This is a genomic window from Lysinibacillus capsici (assembly GCF_020217405.1).
GTDB lineage: Bacteria > Bacillota > Bacilli > Bacillales_A > Planococcaceae > Lysinibacillus > Lysinibacillus capsici.
Genome location: NZ_CP084108.1, coordinates 4602378 through 4619675, shown reverse-complemented (window position 1 = coordinate 4619675; position 17298 = coordinate 4602378). Strand labels below are relative to the sequence as shown.

Below are 17298 nucleotides of genomic sequence, written 5' to 3'. Positions count from 1 at the left end.
GAATTAAAAGATAATTCACAAATAACTAATTATACTGAAAAATCACTCTAGACTAAATATAAAGAATGTCTTACAATGAAAAAGGCTTATATGAATAATATTTTCTTTTGTTTTTAGATAGTTATAAATAATTATTTTGGCTATTGAGTAAATGAATTTAATTGTTTATAATTATCAGAAATATCTAATATTTGAGAAATTTTCAGGGGGAATTTAATTATGAGAGAGAGCAAAAAGCTTAAGAAGTTCGGTTCACTTTTAGTAGCATCTTCATTACTTGCTGGTGTTCTTGCTGGTTGCGGTAACGGAGACGATTCAAGTTCTGGCGGAGGCTCATCATCAGGCGGAGGCTCATCTGATGGCGATACAATTAAAATTGGTGCCAACTTAGAGCTTTCAGGGAATGTAGCATCTTATGGTTCCTCTATTGGGCTAGGTGCAGAACTGGCTGTAAAAGAAATTAATGATGCTGGCGGTATTGATGGTAAGAAAATTGAACTGATTAAAGTAGATAATAAATCAGAGAACTCTGAAGCAACTTCAGCTGCTATTAAACTAGCAACGCAGGATAAAGTAGTAGCAATGCTAGCACCTGCGACTTCAGGTAATACAGTAGCAACTGTTCAAATTGCAAATGATAATAAAATTCCGATTGTTACGGGTTCTGGTACAGCACCAAATATCACAGTAAATGAGGATGGCAGTGTTAATGAATATGCTTTCCGTACATGCTTTATTGACCCATTCCAAGGGATTGTAGCAGCTAATTTTGCTTCAGGTGAGCTAGATGCGAAAAATGTAGCTATTTTTGCAGATAATGCATCAGATTATGCAAAAGGTTTAGCAAAATCCTTTAAAGAAACGATTACGAAGAGTGGCGGAAAAGTTGTAAAAGAAGAAGCTTATGTAGCGAAGGATACAGACTTCCGTACACAATTAACAAATATTAAAGCAGCAAATCCAGACTTTATCTTTATCCCTGGATATTATGAAGAAGTAGGTTTGATTGTTAAACAAGCACGTGAAATGGGCATTGATGTACCTCTGATGGGTGCTGATGGTTGGGATTCTCCAACTTTAATCGAATTAGCTGGCGCAGATGCATTGAATAACACATACATCACAAACCACTACTCTGCTGAAGACCCAGATCAAAAAATTCAAGATTTCGTAAAGGCCTTTAAAGCGGCTAATGGTGATAAAGCACCAGACGCATTCAACGCACTTGGTTATGACACAATTTACTACATTGCTGATGCAATTAAACGTGCAGGCTCTACAGATGGGGAAGCAATTAAAAATGAATTAGCTGCAACAAAAGATCTTTCTTTAGTAACAGGTACTTTCTCAGTTGACGAAAACCATAACCCAATTAAAACAGCAACAGTTCTTGAATTTAAAGACGGTAAACAAGTGTTCAACTCTAAAGTTAATCCTTAATGTTTTGTAAGCAAGGGGGAGGCGGGTAAACACGCCTTCCCTTTTTGTGTGTTAGATAACTAGAATCGTAGAGCAAAACATAACTTTTAGTATCGATCTATGTACTTATTTTTCAATTTTCAGAAAATTTAAAGGAGTGAATGCGCATGGAATGGATACAGCAACTTGTGAACGGTATTTCACTTGGAAGTATCTACGCGTTAATAGCGTTAGGGTATACGATGGTATACGGTATTATCAAGCTGATTAACTTTGCTCATGGTGATGTCTTCATGATTGGGTCATTTATTGGCTTTTACGCTATTGCTAAATGGGAGCTTGGTTTCTTCCCAGCATTATTATTGGCGATGTTAGTTTGTGCGATTTTTGGTGTATTAATTGAACGTATCGCCTATAAACGTTTACGAAATGCGACACGTATCGCAGCTTTAATTACAGCGATTGGTGTATCGCTATTAATTGAATATACAACGATTTTTTTCAGAGGTGCTCAACCAGCAGCATATCCTGAAGTTTTCAAAAATAAATCACTAGATGTTTTTGGCGTTCAAATCAGCAGTACTTCCATCTTAATTTTATCAGTCGCAGTTGTACTGATGATTCTTTTACAATTCATCGTACATAAAACAAAAATCGGTAAAGCGATGCGTGCCGTTTCCCACGATGCAGATGCAGCTCGCTTAATGGGTATTAACGTTGACAATACAATCTCTGCAACGTTTGCGATTGGTTCAGCTTTAGCTGGTGCTGCAGGTGTTATCTTCGGGGTTTATTATACAAAAATTGACCCGTTAATGGGTGTTATTCCTGGGGTTAAAGCATTTATCGCAGCTGTTCTTGGTGGTATTGGTATCATCCCTGGCGCTATGGTTGGTGGTATGTTACTAGGTGTTGTAGAGTCCTTAGTAAGTGCACTTGGCTTCTCGTTATGGCGTGATGCAGCGGCATTCGTTATTTTAATTTTAATCTTAATCTTCAGACCATCGGGTATCTTTGGTAAAAACGCCCGTGAGAAAGTGTAGGTGAGCGGTTTTATGAAAAAGTCTAAAGTTTTCTGGGGCTATGCCGTAATAGCGCTAGTCATCTATGCAGTGGTACAATTGTTGATTACAACAGAAGTAATTGATTTGTACTATAAAAATATGTTGATTACAATGTGTATTAACATCATGTTGGCTGTCAGCTTGCATATTGTTATTGGTGTTACTGGACAGTTTTCAATTGGGCATGCTGGATTCCTCGCAGTGGGAGCATATGTATCAGCTATTATTACAACAAAGTTAATGTTACCATTCCCATTGGCCATCCTATTAGGGGCTACAGCAGCAGCAGTTGCTGGTTTAATCGTAGGGATTCCAACGCTTCGTTTAAAAGGGGATTACTTAGCGATTGCTACACTAGGATTTGCAGAGATTATTCGTATTATCTTTTTAAATACGGATTATGTTGGTGGCGCAGCAGGGATGCAGGTTAAATATTTATCGAACTGGACATACGCATTCTTTGGCGTAGTGTTAACGATTCTAGTTATCTCAAACTTTACAAATTCTCGTCATGGGCGTGCGTGTATTTCCATTCGAGAAGATGAAATAGCAGCAGACGCGATGGGTATTAACACAACTTACTATAAAGTTGTTGCATTCGCTATTGGTTCTTTCTTCGCAGGTCTAGCAGGGGCCATTTTTGCACATAACTTTTACATTATCCAACCGACAACATTCGGTTTCTTAAAATCATTTGATATTTTAATTTACGTTGTACTTGGTGGTTTAGGAAGTCTTTCTGGTTCAGTGATTGCTGCGATTTTCCTAACAGTCGTGTCTACTTATCTAGCAAACTTCCCAGAAACGCGTATGATTATTTACAGTCTAGTATTAATTATCGTGATGCTTTATCGTCCAACAGGCTTAATGGGAACGAAAGAGATAACACAATTATTTAAGTTTGGTAAAAAGGGAGGTACGAAATAATGACTGGAAACCTTCTTATCAATGTTGAAAATATGGGTATTCAATTCGGTGGTTTAAAGGCAGTACAGGGCGTTAATATGTACCTTAACCAAGGCGAGTTGGTAGGACTTATTGGGCCAAACGGAGCTGGGAAAACAACTAGCTTTAATATGTTAACAGGGGTATATACACCTACGGAAGGTACAATTACTTTTAATGGTATGAAATTGAATGGACTTGCACCCTATCAGGTTACACAGAAAGGGATCAGCCGTACGTTCCAAAATATTCGATTATTTAAAGAACTATCTGTTCTTGACAATGTAAAGGTAGCCAATCATTCACTTGCAAAGCATTCTATGTGGGCTTCTATATTTCGTTTACCTACACATTTCAAAGGTGAAGCCGAAATGGAGCAACAGTCAATCGAGTTCTTAAAAATCTTTGGCTTAGATGTTTATAAAGATGAGCTAGCTAAGAATTTACCATACGGGATGCAACGTCGTTTAGAGATTGCTCGTGCGTTAGCGGCAAATCCCAAACTACTCTTATTGGATGAACCAGCAGCAGGGATGAACCCACAAGAAACTCATGATTTAATGGAGTTAATTGCATTTATTCGTAAAGAGTTCGGCTTAACAATATTACTGATTGAGCATGATATGAGCTTAGTTATGGGTATTTGTGAGCGTATTTACGTACTTGATCACGGACAATTAATCGCTGACGGGACACCAGAAGAAATTCGCAACAATCCAAAGGTAATAGAAGCGTACCTTGGTGAGGAGGTTATCGGCTAATGCTAAAAGTACAAAATATCGATGTTTTTTATGGCAACATCCAAGCATTAAAGGGCCTCTCTTTAGAAGTAAACGAGGGTGAAATTGTAACATTAATCGGTGCAAATGGTGCTGGAAAAAGTACGCTCTTAAAGACATTGTCAGGTTTATTAAAGCCAAAAGGTGGCATTATTGAATACGAAGGCTTTTCGATAGCTGGGAAAGCGGCACAAACTATTGTTAAATCAGGGATTTCTCACGTTCCAGAAGGACGCCGTGTTTTTGCTAATATGTCAGTTGAGGAAAACTTAGAGCTTGGTGCGTATCTGCGTAATGATAAAGCAGGTATTAAGAAAGATATGGATCATGTTTTCGAGTTATTTCCACGATTATTAGAGCGCCGAAAACAGCAGTCAGGTACATTGTCTGGTGGGGAACAGCAGATGCTGGCGATGGGGCGTGCCTTAATGGCAAAACCAAAACTGTTATTAATGGATGAGCCTTCGATGGGTCTTGCCCCGTTGATGGTGAAAAATATATTCAATATTATTGAGCAGGTTAATAAAGAAGGAACAACCGTATTACTTGTAGAGCAAAATGCTAATATGGCATTATCTGTCGCTAACCGTGCATATGTACTTGAAACAGGGCGTATTGTTTTATCTGGTTCAGCAAAGGAGCTACAAGAGAGCGAGCAAGTAAAGGCAGCTTATTTAGGCGGATTATAAAAATGGTAGGACATCTCATTTTGAGATGTCCTTTTCGGCTTGCATGATGAAGGGAAATCAAAGGTAGCATTTCCACTTTACTTTTTGGTAAGGTTGAAAAAAGGAGTGATGCTTTTTGAAGTATTCAGCACAATATTTTATTGAACATTTAAAGTTAGCCGAACATCCTGAAGGGGGCTATTACATTTCATCGTTTCGTGCATCGGACGATATAGCAGTGAGAGATGTACAGAGACCGATTTATACTAGTATATATTTCCTCCTGCGCTCACAGGATATTTCTCATTTACATCGTCTACAATCGGACGAGCTATGGTATTATCACGCAGGAAGCCCACTAACAGTTCATATGATTTTCCCAGATGGGACATATGAAGCGAAGAAGCTTGGATTGAATATAGAAGCTGGGGAAGTCCCTCAACTTGCAGTACCAAAGCATACAATTTTTGGCTCGTCGGTGGAGGAATCGGATACGTTTAGTTTAGTCGGATGTATGGTGGCGCCAGGCTTTGACTTTGAGGATTTTGAATTGTTCACACAGGAAGAGCTTTTAGCAGATTATCCTCAGCACAAGGAAGTTATTCATAAAATGGCCTACAAAACAATTGAATAGAAAAACAGCCGTCTCAATTATTTTGAGACGGCATGATTCGTTCACCACAGTATTTCTTCAGGATAATTAAGTTGAATTTGAATATCATGTAATGCTTGTTTCGTTGCAATAGCTGCTTCCATCAGGTGGGATTTTAATGCAACATATTCATGGTCCTCTACCATTAATCGCACAGCAAATGCAGCTAAATGTGCATGACGTTCCTCTTTACTTAAATCAATATATTCTAGATTTAGAACATCCACGTACTGTGTTGCAAAACGGAAAGTTAAGGGATTTTTAGCATGTAACATTCTTAAAAACACAACATAATCTTCATCACTTACCTCCTGTTCTAAACATTCAGCAATAGCCGCTTGAAATTTGCGTATAATAGCTATCTCATGATTCCATATAGAAGCATTGTTTAATTTTTGGTGTAGGTCAATAAAATCATTTAATGCGATTGCACTAAAGATAATTTCTGGCCAAAGAATCTCTGTTGAAAAATAGACATTCTTATTTGGAAAGATGACTTCATGTTGTGTTAGAACACTCTTATTAAGTCCATTACTAACAAACTCTAGGTGATGCTCACCAAGCATAGCATGTCTTAGTTTATAGCAAACGCTTAAAATACGTAGTCGAGGACCCTGATAATCATAATATTTATTTTCATCACCAGTTACTTTATAAATAGCATTAATTAGTTCATCTAAATCCCAATAATCCGCGCTAATTCGTACCCCTGTTAGTTGTTCTGTGCTTTGAATGGATATCATAGTCCTCGCCCCTCCCTTTGGATGTGTCTATTTTGGTGTGTAATTGAGTAGTTTGAATAGCTCTGTTCGTTCCTTCTCCGTTAAATCACGCCATTGCCCTACCTTTAAATTACCAAGCTTAATATTCATAATACGAATGCGCTGGAGACGCTTAACGGAATACCCTAGAGCTGAGCACATTCGACGAATTTGGCGGTTTAAGCCTTGCTCTAAAATGATTTTAAAGACTTTCTCTGAAATTTTTTCCACATGACATGGTAAGGTTGTTGTATCTAAAATATCGACACCTGCACCCATTTTTTGGATAAATTGCGCAGTTATAGGCTTATCAACTTGAACAATATATTCTTTTTCATGATGATTTTCAGCACGTAGAATTTTATTGACAATATCGCCATCATTCGTTAACAACAATAGGCCCTCTGACTCCTTATCAAGACGCCCAATATGAAAAATACGTAGAGGATGATTGACAAAATCAACAACATTGCCTTTTATATGACGCTCTGTTGTACTTGTAATCCCGACAGGTTTATTCAGAGCAATGTAAACAAGCTGTTGTTCTTTCTTTACCTCTTTACCATCCACGCAAACAATGTCTCCTGCTTCAACTTGACTACCAACTGTTGCCACTTCCCCGTTAATCGTTACCTTTCCTTCTGCTATCCATTTATCAGCGCCACGACGAGATATGATGCCTGTTTCACTTAAATATTTATTAATACGCATATTGTTCTCCTATATTTTATATTATTTTTAAGTATACCTTAACGGCTCACATACAGTGAATGCTAGAAGCTTTTCTAGCAAAAATAAATTAGTTGGAAAAGTTTTTGAAAAAGTTGAAATTATTTTATGTTTCTGACAATATATTAGGTGAGAGGGTTTCTATGAAAATATTGTTATTCCGATATAAAATAACGTTTTTTGTAGATAGTTCTCATTAAATTGTGTAAAGGGGAGAAGTAAAATGGTTTATGCATTTCCAAACACTGAAGGATCGGTAGTTCAATTCAAAGAGAAATATGATAATTATATCGGTGGCGAATGGACACCCCCAGTGAAGGGTCAGTACTTTGATAACGTTACTCCTGTTACTGGACAAGTTTTTACACAAATAGCACGTTCCACAGCTGAGGATATTGAACATGCATTAGATGCGGCACATGCTGCTAAGGATGCATGGGGCAAAACATCACCAACCGAACGCGCAAACATTTTACTTAAAATTGCGGACCGTATCGAGCAAAATTTAGAAAAGCTAGCCGTTGCTGAAACATGGGATAACGGTAAAGCGGTACGCGAAACATTAAATGCAGACATCCCTCTTGCAATTGATCATTTTCGTTATTTTGCTGGGGTATTACGTGCTCAAGAGGGCTCAGTAAGCCAAATTGATAACGATACAGTTGCTTATCATTTCCACGAGCCAATTGGCGTAGTCGGCCAAATCATACCTTGGAACTTCCCGTTATTAATGGCTGTATGGAAGCTTGCTCCAGCACTTGCAGCTGGAAACTGTGTCGTATTAAAACCTGCAGAACAAACACCAGCATCGATTATGGTGCTTTTAGAATTAATAGAAGATTTACTACCACCAGGTGTCATTAATGTTGTGAATGGATTTGGCTTAGAAGCAGGGAAACCGCTTGCATCAAATCCACGCATTGGTAAGATTGCCTTTACAGGTGAGACTACAACAGGGCGTTTAATTATGCAATATGCTTCTCAAAACCTTATTCCAGTAACATTAGAACTGGGTGGTAAGTCGCCAAACATTTTCTTTGAAGATATTATGGATAAAGATGATGCCTTTTTAGATAAAGCTGTTGAGGGCTTTGTGCTATTCGCTCTAAATCAAGGGGAAGTATGTACTTGTCCTTCCCGTGCACTGATTCAAGAATCTATTTACGACAAATTTATGGAGCGCGTATTACAGCGAGTAGAAGCCATTAAAGTTGGCAACCCACTTGATCCAAACACAATGATGGGTGCACAGGCATCTAGTGAGCAAATGGAAAAAATTCTTTCTTATTTAGATATTGGTAAGCAAGAAGGTGCGGAATGTCTAATTGGAGGAGACAAAAATAATGTAGGTGAAGGCTTTGAAAATGGCTACTACATTAAACCGACTGTTTTCAAAGGGCATAATAAAATGCGTATATTCCAAGAAGAAATTTTTGGACCAGTAGTTGCTGTCACGACATTTAAAACCAAAGAGGAAGCATTGGAAATTGCTAATGATACATTATACGGTTTAGGATCAGGTGTTTGGACGAGAGATATTAATACGGCATATCGCTTCGGTCGTGAAATTCAAGCTGGTCGTGTTTGGACAAACTGTTACCATGCATATCCTGCACATGCTGCATTCGGTGGCTACAAAATGTCTGGTGTTGGTCGTGAAAATCATAAAATGATGTTAGCGCATTACCAACAAACGAAAAACTTATTAGTTAGCTATAGCGAAAACAAACTTGGTTTCTTCTAATTCGTAGGGAGGTGCATGAGCGTGGTTGAACGTGTATTAGCTACGGAAGAAGCGCTAGCACTAATCGATCTATTAAAAGAGAAACATGGGCCCGTTATGTTTCATCAATCAGGTGGATGCTGTGATGGCTCCTCACCAATGTGTTATCCAGAAGGGGATTTGCTAATAGGAGATCAGGATGTGTGTCTTGGTGAAGTGAGTGGTGCTCCTTTCTATATGCATAAAAATCAATATGATTACTGGAAGCATACACAAATCATATTGGATGTGGTGGATGGTAGAGGCGGCATGTTTTCACTCGAGGGCGTAGAAGGAAAACGTTTCCTAACAAGGTCGAGAGCCTTCACATCTGAAGAACTGCAAGAGCTAGGGTTAATTTAACAAGTTATCTGTACAGCGGCAAAGTTTTTCTGCCGCTGTTTTTTTATCTGGACGTAGAAAAGTTATTGTATGGAAAGGGAGGCTTTAGGACACATGACTCTTTTCTTATATTGAGTATTGATTTTGGGCGTTCAGTGTTTCGATATTAATTTTTATGGAAAAGAGTATGTAAAGCGATATTATTGGATGAATTTCTTAGAAAAAGGAATAGATTTAATCGATCCTTTAAGGTCGTGGTAAATAATAGTTTCTTTGTGGTTTTTGCTAACATCGGCCATACCTCCTTTATAGGTTGTTAATATTTTCTATTAAATCAAATAAAGTAAGTAACATACATTAAATTATGTTTACTTTTTATGTTAATTGTTACAAAGAGGGTGAATCTTTCTCACATTATGTTACGTAAAACGGGTAAAGGAGTGTGATAAATATGGATTATGTGATGATTGAAAATGAATTTGCCAATACAGTAGAGGATGTATCAAAGGCTGCAGGCTGGACGGTGGACCGTAAAATTGTATTAGCTATTGCTAGTACATTTGTAGCGTCAGGAAAAACTTTTGATGCAACGAAGTATAAAAATGTTTTACAAGAGATGAAGAAGCAATCTTCTTGGCTGTCTCCTTTACGAACAACCGTTGGATATAGTATTGCTGCCAACCTCATGGAGCAAGGTGATGCAGAAAAGGCAGTAAAGAATTTACTAACAAATGTGAGCATCTTAAAGGAGGCGAAATTCAGAAGCGGCAATTTCAGCTATATCGGAGCACAATTTTTGACGGAGGATGAACAGGATAAAAAGACGCATGCACAGGCGGCTAGAGCCTTATTTGATGCCATACGTAAACATCATCCATTTTTAACCTCATATGAGGATATTCCTTATGCCATATTATTAAGCAGTCCATCTGATGATGTTGAATTACGCGCGGATACCATGAATCGATACTATAAAGAACTAAGAACTTATAATTTTAATGCTGGCAATGAGCTCCAATGGCTTTCACAGGTATTAACATTTTTATCATCCAAATTTGATGGTCAGCTAGTACCAGGTGTTGCGACACTTCGTGATGGGCTCAAAAAGCAAAACGTTAAAGTCAAGGCTATGCATTATCCTTTACTTGGCTTTTTAGCGATACTTAATCTGAATACAGCACAACTTCAAGGGTTGATTGATTTATACCATGAATTAAAAGACATGAAGTTATTAAAATGGCATCGTGAATTTGTGCTCTTTATGGCTGTACAAATTGCTATTTATGATATGGCAAAGGTACAAAAGTCTTTGTCCATGACCATTATGTCTTCTATTGAGCTATTAATCCAAGCACAGCAAGCAGCAATGATCGCAGCGGTTAGTGCAGCTGCCATTGCATCTAGCTCAAGTTCTTCGTGATAGAATGAAGAAGAACATGATTATTTGGAGGTGCATATGAAGGATGAAGGAAACAAAACTTTGGATTAATGGTCAGTGGATTGATGCAGAGGAAAGCTATGAGCTAGCTTCTCCATATAGCGGTGAGGTTATTGCTCATGTAGCTAAAGCATCTATTCAAGATGTAGAGAAAGCTATCGAAGGTGCGCAGCAGGCATTCCAATCGTTTAAAAAGACAACAGCCTACGAACGTGCCGAAATATTATATAAAGTCGTTGATATAATGCGACAAAGAAAAGAAGAATTTGCAGAGATTTTAGCCTTAGAGGCTGGAAAACCTATTGTTGCAGGTTTAGTTGAAATTGACCGTACAATCGCAACCTATCAATTTGCGGCTGAGGGAGCTAAACAGTCAAAAGGTGAGACTGTTCCAATGGATGCAGCCCCTGGAGCAGGAGATCGAATAGGCTGGACAAAAAGAGAACCTTTAGGTGTAATATCAGCCATTACGCCTTTTAATTTTCCATTCAATTTAGTAGCACACAAGTTAGGTCCAGCATTTGCAGTAGGCAATACAGTTGTATTAAAGCCAGCAACACAAACGCCACTAAGTGCTATCGTTATGGCTGAAATTTTCCGAGAGGCCGGATTACCGGATGGGGCATTACAAATTGTGACAGGAAGTGGAGGCGAGCTAAGTGATACACTTGTCACACATCCATACGTCAAAAAAGTAACCTTTACAGGAAGTGGTAAAGTTGGTTTGAAAATTAAAGAAAAAGTAGGCTTACGTAAAGTAACTTTAGAGCTAGGTTCTAATGCAGCAGTAATTGTCGAACCATCTACGCCAATAAATAAAATTATTGGTCGTTGTGTAAGCGGTGCTTTTAACTTTGCTGGACAAGTATGCATTTCATTACAACGTATATATGTGCATTCTTCCATTATTGATGAATTTACTAAAGCATTTGTTGCAGAAACAGAAAGGCTTATAGTAGGAGATCCATTAGAGAAGACTACAGATGTTAGTGCCATGATAAACCCAAATGAGGTGGAACGCATCAGGGAATGGATTGAGGAGGCACAAGAGCAGGGGGCTACGATTGCAACTGGAGGCGTATTTACTGAACGTACTTTAACACCAACAGTTATGACGAATGTATCAGCTGATATGAAAATTGTTTGTCAGGAAACATTCGCACCAATCGTCTCAATTGTTTCATATGAAACATTAGACGACGCAATTCGACTTGTAAATGAGTCGGACCTTGGGCTAAATGCAGGTATTTACACGAATATATTGTCAGATGCTTTATATGCAGCAGATGAATTACAGGCTGGTGCTGTCATTATTAATGATATTCCGACATTCCGAGTAGATAACATGCCATATGGTGGAGTAAAGATGAGTGGTTACGGACGTGAAGGAATTAAGTGGGCTATAGAGGAAATGACTGACATGAAATTTATTTCGATGAAAAAATCGTTCTAAATTTGCATCAGCTCTTTTTCTGCGATACGATGACGAAAGAACAACATGAGAAGGGAAGTTGCAAGAATTATGCCAAACAACGCTGTACCCATGAGTCAATCACGTACGGTTCAATCGCGTCTCGTATTACCCCCAGACACAAATAATCACAATTCTATTTTCGGTGGAAGAGTGTTAGCTTATATTGATGAAATCGCTGCTATTACAGCAATGAAACATGCGAAAGGCCTTGTAGTGACAGCTTCTATTGACTCGGTTGATTTTTTATCCGCTGCACATGTAGGAGATATTCTTGAAATCGAGAGTATTGTTTCGTCTACAGGACGTTCTTCAATGGAGGTTTATGTTCGCGTTGTTTCTCGCAATATTGAGACTGGCGAGGAAAAATTAACGACAGAATCATTTGTCACGATGGTTGCAGTAAATGAGGAAGGGAAACCCGTACCAGTTCCCTCAATCTATCCTGAAACAGATGAAGAGAAGCGCTTATTTGAAACTGGGCCAGCAAGACGAGAGCATCGTAAACAAAAACGTGCATTGCCGCATTAAGGAAAAAGGGAACTCCAAATGAGTTCCCTTTTTATTTTACATATTTAGTTCATTGACAACATTAATGAGCGAGTCGGAAGAAGAAGAGACTAGCGTAGCGCCCTGCGATAATTCAGTGATTAAATTAGAAATGGCTGAAATATCTCTAGATGTATTTACGTATTGCTGCTGAATGCCAGAAACTGCATCAGCAATATCATTAAATGACTTGGATAAGCTTTCTTGTGTATTGACACTATGTTGAATTTTTTGATCAACATTAATAACTGAATTAGCCATAGTCGTAATATTACTTTCTGTGTCCTTAATAAGATGAGAAACATTTTGGACAGCATTTTTTGTTTCCTCAGCAAGTTTACGAACTTCCTCAGCCACCACTGCAAAACCTTTCCCATGTTCTCCAGCTCGTGCAGCTTCAATCGAAGCATTTAATGCTAATAAATTGGTTTGATCAGCAATGCCTGTAACTAGCCCAACGATTTCAGAAATTTTTTGAGAAGAGGTACGTAGTTGGTTCATCGTTACTTCAAGACCGTTGACACTTTGCAAAATAACTTGGATTAAATCATTTTGTTCTTTCAATTGCTGTTGGCCTCGTCTTGATTTTTCTTGTGTATCTGCTACAAAACTCAATCCTTGCTTGGTTGCTACAGCAATATCATCTGTTTGTGAGGAAATCACTAATAGTGATGCGGCTGTTTCTTCACTAATGGCATTAAGCTCCTCTGCAGTACTTTGGATCGTCGTTACAAGGGAATTTTTTGTTGCATCTGCTGCTGATCGAATACGTTCTTCCTCTTTTTCATATGCCTCAATCACGAGCTGTTGCTCAAAATTAATGATTTTACAAAAAGCGTTTATAGCACGAATAGCATCTGTTTTGGAAATATCTACCTCGTTCACAAAGTTTGCAAAAGTAGTAGTGAGTGACTGGAATGAGGCAATATACCACTTTGATTGCAAGCCAATTCGAACGTGAGCCTCAGCAATGGCTTTTCGTTCAGCAATATAGGCATCATTAATATGACTTTCAAAAATGTCACTTAAATGTTTATGTAACGTGATTTTCAAACGATCAATATGTGATGTTCTATTAATAATATCAAGTAAATCTTGGCTCATACTAATGGCTACATAAAATTTCTCCACCATTTCAGGAACTAGGTCTTTAGCCCAAGGCTGTAGTTGCTTAATGATAGCTAAATCCTCAAGTGTTAAATTTAAAAGTTGTAATTGTTTTTGAAGGTTGGGGTGGTTCAATACATCTAATTGTACATTGCTCTTAAAATTTTCAGGTGTTAATGTAATTGCGTAGCTAGCACTACTATTTTTTGAAAACCAACTCATTATTATTTGCTCCATTCTTAATATCCATAATAAATTGTAAGTAAATAAGCACTTTTGAAATTTGTTAGGTTTGTAAATTTAATAAATAAATGGTATTAAATCTATTTTACTATTATTTGCTGAATATTTGGTTAAAAAATTGGTTAATTCTTTATTTTTTTTACTTTATTGTTAGTCCAAATGGTGAAACAATGTAAATTTGAATTTAAAATAGGAAACCTGTAAAATACGAACTGTTTAGCAATATAAAAATCGTACGAAAATAAAAATGGAAGGAGGGGTGGTATGGAGAAAAAACGTTTTAAATTTGTTATTCCTGTTATGGTGATTGTTTCCATTGGCTCTGTTTATATGCTACGAAACTATCATGCTGAGGTACCAGATATTGAGCAATTATTAATTACAATATGTGCAGCTTTGGGATCAGGGGTATTAGCGTACTTTTTATTTCCACAGCAAGGTGATAATAAGATTGATGACAGAGGACCATATTAATAGATTAAAAAACTGCTCGTTTTTATTAAAACGAGCAGTCTTTTTATGGTTTAAACAGTTTAAACCAGCCTTTATGTTTAAAGACGGCCAACATAAAGATAACGATAATTATCATAATCCCGAGTACAATAAAATAGCTGTATTGCCCATGTAGCTCAGGCATGTTATCGAAATTCATCCCATACACACCAGCAATGAAAGTAAGTGGTATAAAGATAGTTGATACAATTGTTAAAGTCATCATAATCCCGTTCATTCGGCTAGAACTCATAGCCATATAACTATCTCGCATATCTGCTGTAAGCTCTCGATTAGATTCAACCATTTCTGTTAGCTTAAGTAGATGGTCGTAGATATCTCCAAAATAAGCTCTCTCCGATTTTTTTAGTGAGAAACGGTAAGAATTAAGAATGCGATATAAAAGATCACGCATTGGTAAAATAGTACGTCTTAAGTCAAGCAAGTCACTACGGAACTCGAAGACAATTTTCATGGCATTTACATTACTTTGGTATGTAAGTTCACCTTCTAAAGCATTTAGATGATCTTCAATTTTGTAAACGAGTGGGAAATAACTATCAACAATTTTATCAATGGTTTGATACGTTAGGTATACAGTACCTCGCTCCCAATTCTTCGGTTGGTTTTCCAGCATTTTTTGCACCTTCTCTATCTCAGGGACAGGATTTTTATGGAAGGTTATGATGAATTTATTGGAGGCAAAAATATTAACCTCCTCCGCAGCTAACGTCTCTTCATTTACTCGATGAATGACAAAGAAATGAAAATCATCATAGAAATCGAGCTTAGGACGCTGCAACCTCATTAAGCAATCTTCAATAGCAAGAGGGTGAAAGTGGAAAAATGTATCCAACAATAATTCTTCCTCGGCTGTAGGACAATTAAAATCAACCCAATACCATTCAAATTCTTGCTGATGTATCTCTTCTAATGGAAAATCCTTTAACAATTGTTGCTGCTTTGTAATGCCAATGGTGCTTATCACGGTTTTCACCTCAAATTATTTACTACAAAATAGTTAGCGATCCTCTTTAAAGCATACCCAACCACCGAACAAAGTAGTGGCAAAAAATCTAGAAGGTTTAGTAAAGCCCGCACTTTGTAAAAGTGTTAAAATTTCCTCTTCACTCATAAAAGAAAGGGAACGAATGGATTTTTCCATCTCTGCTACATCGGATAAAGAAAGTCTTGTATGCTGTAGCCAATAAGAACGCCATAAATCAAATTGTAGTTCTGTTTCTAAAGATCCTAGCTGACCATATTTTGAAACAAGGACAAATGGTGCTCCAGGTTTTAAATGTCTTGCTATTGCTTTTATTGTTTCTAGCTTTTCTTTATAATCGTGAATAAAATGCAAGACGAGTACACAACTTGCTGCATCATACTGAGTAGAGGACAGCGAAGCATCTAGTATTGTAGCCTGATGGAATGACATATTATTTGGTAGAGTGAGCAAACGCTCTTTAGCTATAGTAAGCATGGATTCTGATGGATCAATGCCAGTGAATGACCAGTGAGGTCTTCCTTCTGCAAGCTGTATAATTTCATTGCCACTCCCTGCTCCCACGACTAACATGTTAGCATTTTCTGATAGCCTAGAATAATAAAAAGTTTGTATTAAACGTAGCATGGTATCATAACTCGGCAATGTACGGCGAATACCCTTTTCATATTCATTTGCTAATGTGTTGTTAAATTCCAACGCTCCTCACAGCCTTTCAAAAAAATTTTAAAAAATCCTTCTTAATGTGAAACTATTGCGGGTATAGTTCCGTAAATAGTAGTACATAAAACATAGAATAAAGTTCAAAGAAAGGGTTGATATATATGGAGTCTAAATGGTCTAAAGTAATCATACACGCAAGTGCATTTTTTGCGCCATGGTTAGTGCCCATTATTTTCTTTTTAATTAGTTCGGATGAGGAAATAAAGGCAATTTCTATTCAAGCACTGCTATTCCAAATTGTCATGGGTGTTTTAATTGCTATCTCTGTTGTTTTAAGCTTTGTCCTTATTGGCTTACCATTTTTAATCATTTTCGGCATTATGCTATTTGTGGTACCGATTATCGGTATCGTAAAAGCATTGTCTGATGAACCTTGGCGTTATCCAATTGTTGGTCGCTGGGTATAATTTTCATAGACGCAAGTATATGCTAATTGCATATGCTTGCGTTTTTTCTATGACGAATAAGGGTACATTAGGTGTATGAGGAAATTATTAAACCGTAAACAAATGATCGAAAAGTGCCTTTTTCGGTTATTAAAAAGCCATTTTCAAGACTTTGCACTTTTCTATGGGCGAAATCATTGCAATTTTTTTCAAGCGTTTTGTATAATATACTCAAAGAAAGTCAAAGATAGTCAAAGTCAGTGAAGCAAGCGAGGTGTATTCCTAAAATGCGTAATATATCAGACATCATAGAGGGTTACTTAAAGCAAGTACTTGAATTAGGTGGGGAAGGGCATATTGAAATTAAACGTAGTGAAATTGCTGATAAATTTCAATGTGTACCATCACAAATAAATTATGTTATTAATACAAGATTTACTGCCGAGCGGGGTTACCTTGTTGAGAGCAAACGTGGTGGTGGTGGATACATTCGAATTTTACGTGTCCGCGCGAATTCACAGATTGATTTGATCGACGATGTTCTCAGGCAAATTGAAGGTGGGGCATCACAAACGATGGCAGAAGATTTGGTTTATCGACTCATTGATGAGCAGGTAATTTCCAAGCGAGAAGCGAAATTAATGTTAGCAGCAATTGATCGCTCCACGATCGACTTGCATCTCCCATTAAGAGATGTCATTCGATCAAAAATATTGCGAGCAATGCTGACAACAATAAAATATGAACAACAAAAATAGTGAG

Annotated in this window: 19 protein-coding genes and 1 pseudogene; 14 read left to right on the top strand and 6 right to left on the bottom strand. The window is 37.4% G+C overall.

Annotation, left to right across the window (positions count from 1 at the left end; genetic code table 11):
• Positions 1 to 219: 219 nt before the first annotated feature.
• The 6 genes from LCP48_RS22940 (at position 220) to LCP48_RS22915 (ending at position 5509) form a co-directional block, all read left to right on the top strand.
• Entirely contained in the window at positions 220 to 1440 is a 1221-nt protein-coding gene (locus tag LCP48_RS22940; protein ID WP_004233542.1) for an ABC transporter substrate-binding protein, read from the top strand.
• A 146-nt stretch (positions 1441 to 1586) separates the two neighbouring features.
• On the top strand, positions 1587 to 2462 hold the full coding sequence (locus LCP48_RS22935) for a branched-chain amino acid ABC transporter permease (RefSeq protein WP_004233544.1): 876 nt from the start codon (positions 1587 to 1589) through the stop codon (positions 2460 to 2462).
• Positions 2463 to 2474: 12 nt separating this feature from the next.
• Positions 2475 to 3410 carry a branched-chain amino acid ABC transporter permease gene (locus LCP48_RS22930; protein WP_004233545.1) on the top strand — a complete coding sequence of 312 codons (936 nt, stop codon included), beginning with the start codon at positions 2475 to 2477 and terminating at the stop codon, positions 3408 to 3410.
• Positions 3410 to 4189, top strand: a complete 780-nt coding sequence (locus LCP48_RS22925; RefSeq protein ID WP_004233553.1) for an ABC transporter ATP-binding protein — start codon at positions 3410 to 3412, stop codon at positions 4187 to 4189. The genes LCP48_RS22930 and LCP48_RS22925 overlap by 1 nt, the downstream gene beginning before the upstream one ends.
• Positions 4189 to 4896, top strand: coding sequence for an ABC transporter ATP-binding protein (locus tag LCP48_RS22920; protein ID WP_048395515.1), 708 nt, complete (start codon positions 4189 to 4191; stop codon positions 4894 to 4896). Before LCP48_RS22925 ends, LCP48_RS22920 begins: the two co-directional genes overlap by 1 nt.
• Positions 4897 to 5011: 115 nt before the next feature.
• Positions 5012 to 5509 carry a cupin domain-containing protein gene (locus LCP48_RS22915; RefSeq protein ID WP_202342475.1) on the top strand — a complete coding sequence of 166 codons (498 nt, stop codon included), beginning with the start codon at positions 5012 to 5014 and terminating at the stop codon, positions 5507 to 5509.
• 41 nt (positions 5510 to 5550) lie between these two features.
• On the opposite strand, the gene LCP48_RS22910 is transcribed toward LCP48_RS22915, so the two are convergent.
• Together LCP48_RS22910 and rluF are read right to left on the bottom strand one after the other, a co-directional pair.
• The gene (locus LCP48_RS22910) at positions 5551 to 6270 is read right to left on the bottom strand and encodes a DUF6904 family protein (RefSeq protein ID WP_202342476.1); all 720 of its coding nucleotides are present in this window, start codon (positions 6268 to 6270) and stop codon (positions 5551 to 5553) included.
• Between the two features lie 27 nt (positions 6271 to 6297).
• Positions 6298 to 6999, bottom strand: coding sequence for a 23S rRNA pseudouridine(2604) synthase RluF (gene rluF, locus LCP48_RS22905; protein WP_004233560.1), 702 nt, complete (start codon positions 6997 to 6999; stop codon positions 6298 to 6300).
• A 241-nt stretch (positions 7000 to 7240) separates the two neighbouring features.
• Here rluF and adh point away from each other — a divergent pair, with 241 nt between their 5' ends.
• From adh to LCP48_RS22880, 5 genes are all read left to right on the top strand, one after another.
• Positions 7241 to 8761: an aldehyde dehydrogenase gene (gene adh, locus LCP48_RS22900; RefSeq protein WP_004233561.1), complete on the top strand. Its 1521-nt coding sequence runs from the start codon at positions 7241 to 7243 to the stop codon at positions 8759 to 8761.
• Between the two features lie 21 nt (positions 8762 to 8782).
• Positions 8783 to 9142, top strand: a complete 360-nt coding sequence (locus LCP48_RS22895; protein WP_009373972.1) for a DUF779 domain-containing protein — start codon at positions 8783 to 8785, stop codon at positions 9140 to 9142.
• A gap of 430 nt (positions 9143 to 9572) precedes the next feature.
• Entirely contained in the window at positions 9573 to 10541 is a 969-nt protein-coding gene (locus LCP48_RS22890) for a DUF4003 family protein (RefSeq protein WP_225340534.1), read from the top strand.
• Positions 10542 to 10584: 43 nt separating this feature from the next.
• Positions 10585 to 12012, top strand: a complete 1428-nt coding sequence (locus LCP48_RS22885; RefSeq protein ID WP_216485453.1) for an aldehyde dehydrogenase family protein — start codon at positions 10585 to 10587, stop codon at positions 12010 to 12012.
• A 69-nt stretch (positions 12013 to 12081) separates the two neighbouring features.
• Positions 12082 to 12561, top strand: coding sequence for an acyl-CoA thioesterase (locus LCP48_RS22880; RefSeq protein WP_004233566.1), 480 nt, complete (start codon positions 12082 to 12084; stop codon positions 12559 to 12561).
• A gap of 36 nt (positions 12562 to 12597) precedes the next feature.
• Here LCP48_RS22880 and LCP48_RS23570 read toward each other — a convergent pair whose 3' ends face one another.
• Both LCP48_RS23570 and LCP48_RS23565 read right to left on the bottom strand, forming a co-directional pair.
• Complete coding sequence (locus tag LCP48_RS23570; RefSeq protein WP_225341061.1) at positions 12598 to 13242, bottom strand: methyl-accepting chemotaxis protein; 645 nt, start codon at positions 13240 to 13242, stop codon at positions 12598 to 12600.
• 168 nt (positions 13243 to 13410) lie between these two features.
• Positions 13411 to 13908, bottom strand: a pseudogene (locus LCP48_RS23565) (protoglobin family protein); the annotation flags it as partial.
• Positions 13909 to 14193: 285 nt separating this feature from the next.
• On the opposite strand from LCP48_RS23565, the gene LCP48_RS22865 reads away from it, so the two are divergent.
• Complete coding sequence (locus tag LCP48_RS22865) at positions 14194 to 14403, top strand: hypothetical protein (protein WP_004233568.1); 210 nt, start codon at positions 14194 to 14196, stop codon at positions 14401 to 14403.
• Between the two features lie 43 nt (positions 14404 to 14446).
• Here LCP48_RS22865 and corA read toward each other — a convergent pair whose 3' ends face one another.
• Together corA and LCP48_RS22855 are read right to left on the bottom strand one after the other, a co-directional pair.
• Entirely contained in the window at positions 14447 to 15409 is a 963-nt protein-coding gene (gene corA / locus LCP48_RS22860) for a magnesium/cobalt transporter CorA (RefSeq protein WP_004233569.1), read from the bottom strand.
• Positions 15410 to 15442: 33 nt separating this feature from the next.
• Positions 15443 to 16126 (bottom strand): class I SAM-dependent methyltransferase, encoded by a 684-nt coding sequence (locus tag LCP48_RS22855; RefSeq protein WP_004233570.1) that lies wholly within the window; start codon positions 16124 to 16126, stop codon positions 15443 to 15445.
• A 125-nt stretch (positions 16127 to 16251) separates the two neighbouring features.
• Between LCP48_RS22855 and LCP48_RS22850 the strand changes: the two genes are divergently transcribed.
• Both LCP48_RS22850 and LCP48_RS22845 read left to right on the top strand, forming a co-directional pair.
• Positions 16252 to 16557: a DUF4870 domain-containing protein gene (locus LCP48_RS22850; protein ID WP_004233571.1), complete on the top strand. Its 306-nt coding sequence runs from the start codon at positions 16252 to 16254 to the stop codon at positions 16555 to 16557.
• Between the two features lie 266 nt (positions 16558 to 16823).
• Complete coding sequence (locus tag LCP48_RS22845) at positions 16824 to 17294, top strand: CtsR family transcriptional regulator (RefSeq protein WP_004233573.1); 471 nt, start codon at positions 16824 to 16826, stop codon at positions 17292 to 17294.
• The last annotated feature ends 4 nt before the right edge of the window (positions 17295 to 17298 follow it).

What these genes read in the sequence shown, in the direction of transcription:
- rluF (WP_004233560.1), bottom strand. Translation starts at nt 6,999, where the DNA reads ATGCGTATTAATAAATATTTAAGTGAAACAGGCATCATATCTCGTCGT.
- LCP48_RS22925 (WP_004233553.1), top strand. Translation starts at nt 3,410, where the DNA reads ATGACTGGAAACCTTCTTATCAATGTTGAAAATATGGGTATTCAATTC.
- LCP48_RS22890 (WP_225340534.1), top strand. Translation starts at nt 9,573, where the DNA reads ATGGATTATGTGATGATTGAAAATGAATTTGCCAATACAGTAGAGGAT.
- LCP48_RS22845 (WP_004233573.1), top strand. Translation starts at nt 16,824, where the DNA reads ATGCGTAATATATCAGACATCATAGAGGGTTACTTAAAGCAAGTACTT.
- LCP48_RS22920 (WP_048395515.1), top strand. Translation starts at nt 4,189, where the DNA reads ATGCTAAAAGTACAAAATATCGATGTTTTTTATGGCAACATCCAAGCA.
- LCP48_RS22865 (WP_004233568.1), top strand. Translation starts at nt 14,194, where the DNA reads ATGGAGAAAAAACGTTTTAAATTTGTTATTCCTGTTATGGTGATTGTT.
- LCP48_RS22935 (WP_004233544.1), top strand. Translation starts at nt 1,587, where the DNA reads ATGGAATGGATACAGCAACTTGTGAACGGTATTTCACTTGGAAGTATC.
- LCP48_RS22850 (WP_004233571.1), top strand. Translation starts at nt 16,252, where the DNA reads ATGGAGTCTAAATGGTCTAAAGTAATCATACACGCAAGTGCATTTTTT.
- LCP48_RS22880 (WP_004233566.1), top strand. Translation starts at nt 12,082, where the DNA reads ATGCCAAACAACGCTGTACCCATGAGTCAATCACGTACGGTTCAATCG.
- LCP48_RS22940 (WP_004233542.1), top strand. Translation starts at nt 220, where the DNA reads ATGAGAGAGAGCAAAAAGCTTAAGAAGTTCGGTTCACTTTTAGTAGCA.
- adh (WP_004233561.1), top strand. Translation starts at nt 7,241, where the DNA reads ATGGTTTATGCATTTCCAAACACTGAAGGATCGGTAGTTCAATTCAAA.
- LCP48_RS22930 (WP_004233545.1), top strand. Translation starts at nt 2,475, where the DNA reads ATGAAAAAGTCTAAAGTTTTCTGGGGCTATGCCGTAATAGCGCTAGTC.
- LCP48_RS22885 (WP_216485453.1), top strand. Translation starts at nt 10,585, where the DNA reads ATGAAGGAAACAAAACTTTGGATTAATGGTCAGTGGATTGATGCAGAG.
- LCP48_RS22910 (WP_202342476.1), bottom strand. Translation starts at nt 6,270, where the DNA reads ATGATATCCATTCAAAGCACAGAACAACTAACAGGGGTACGAATTAGC.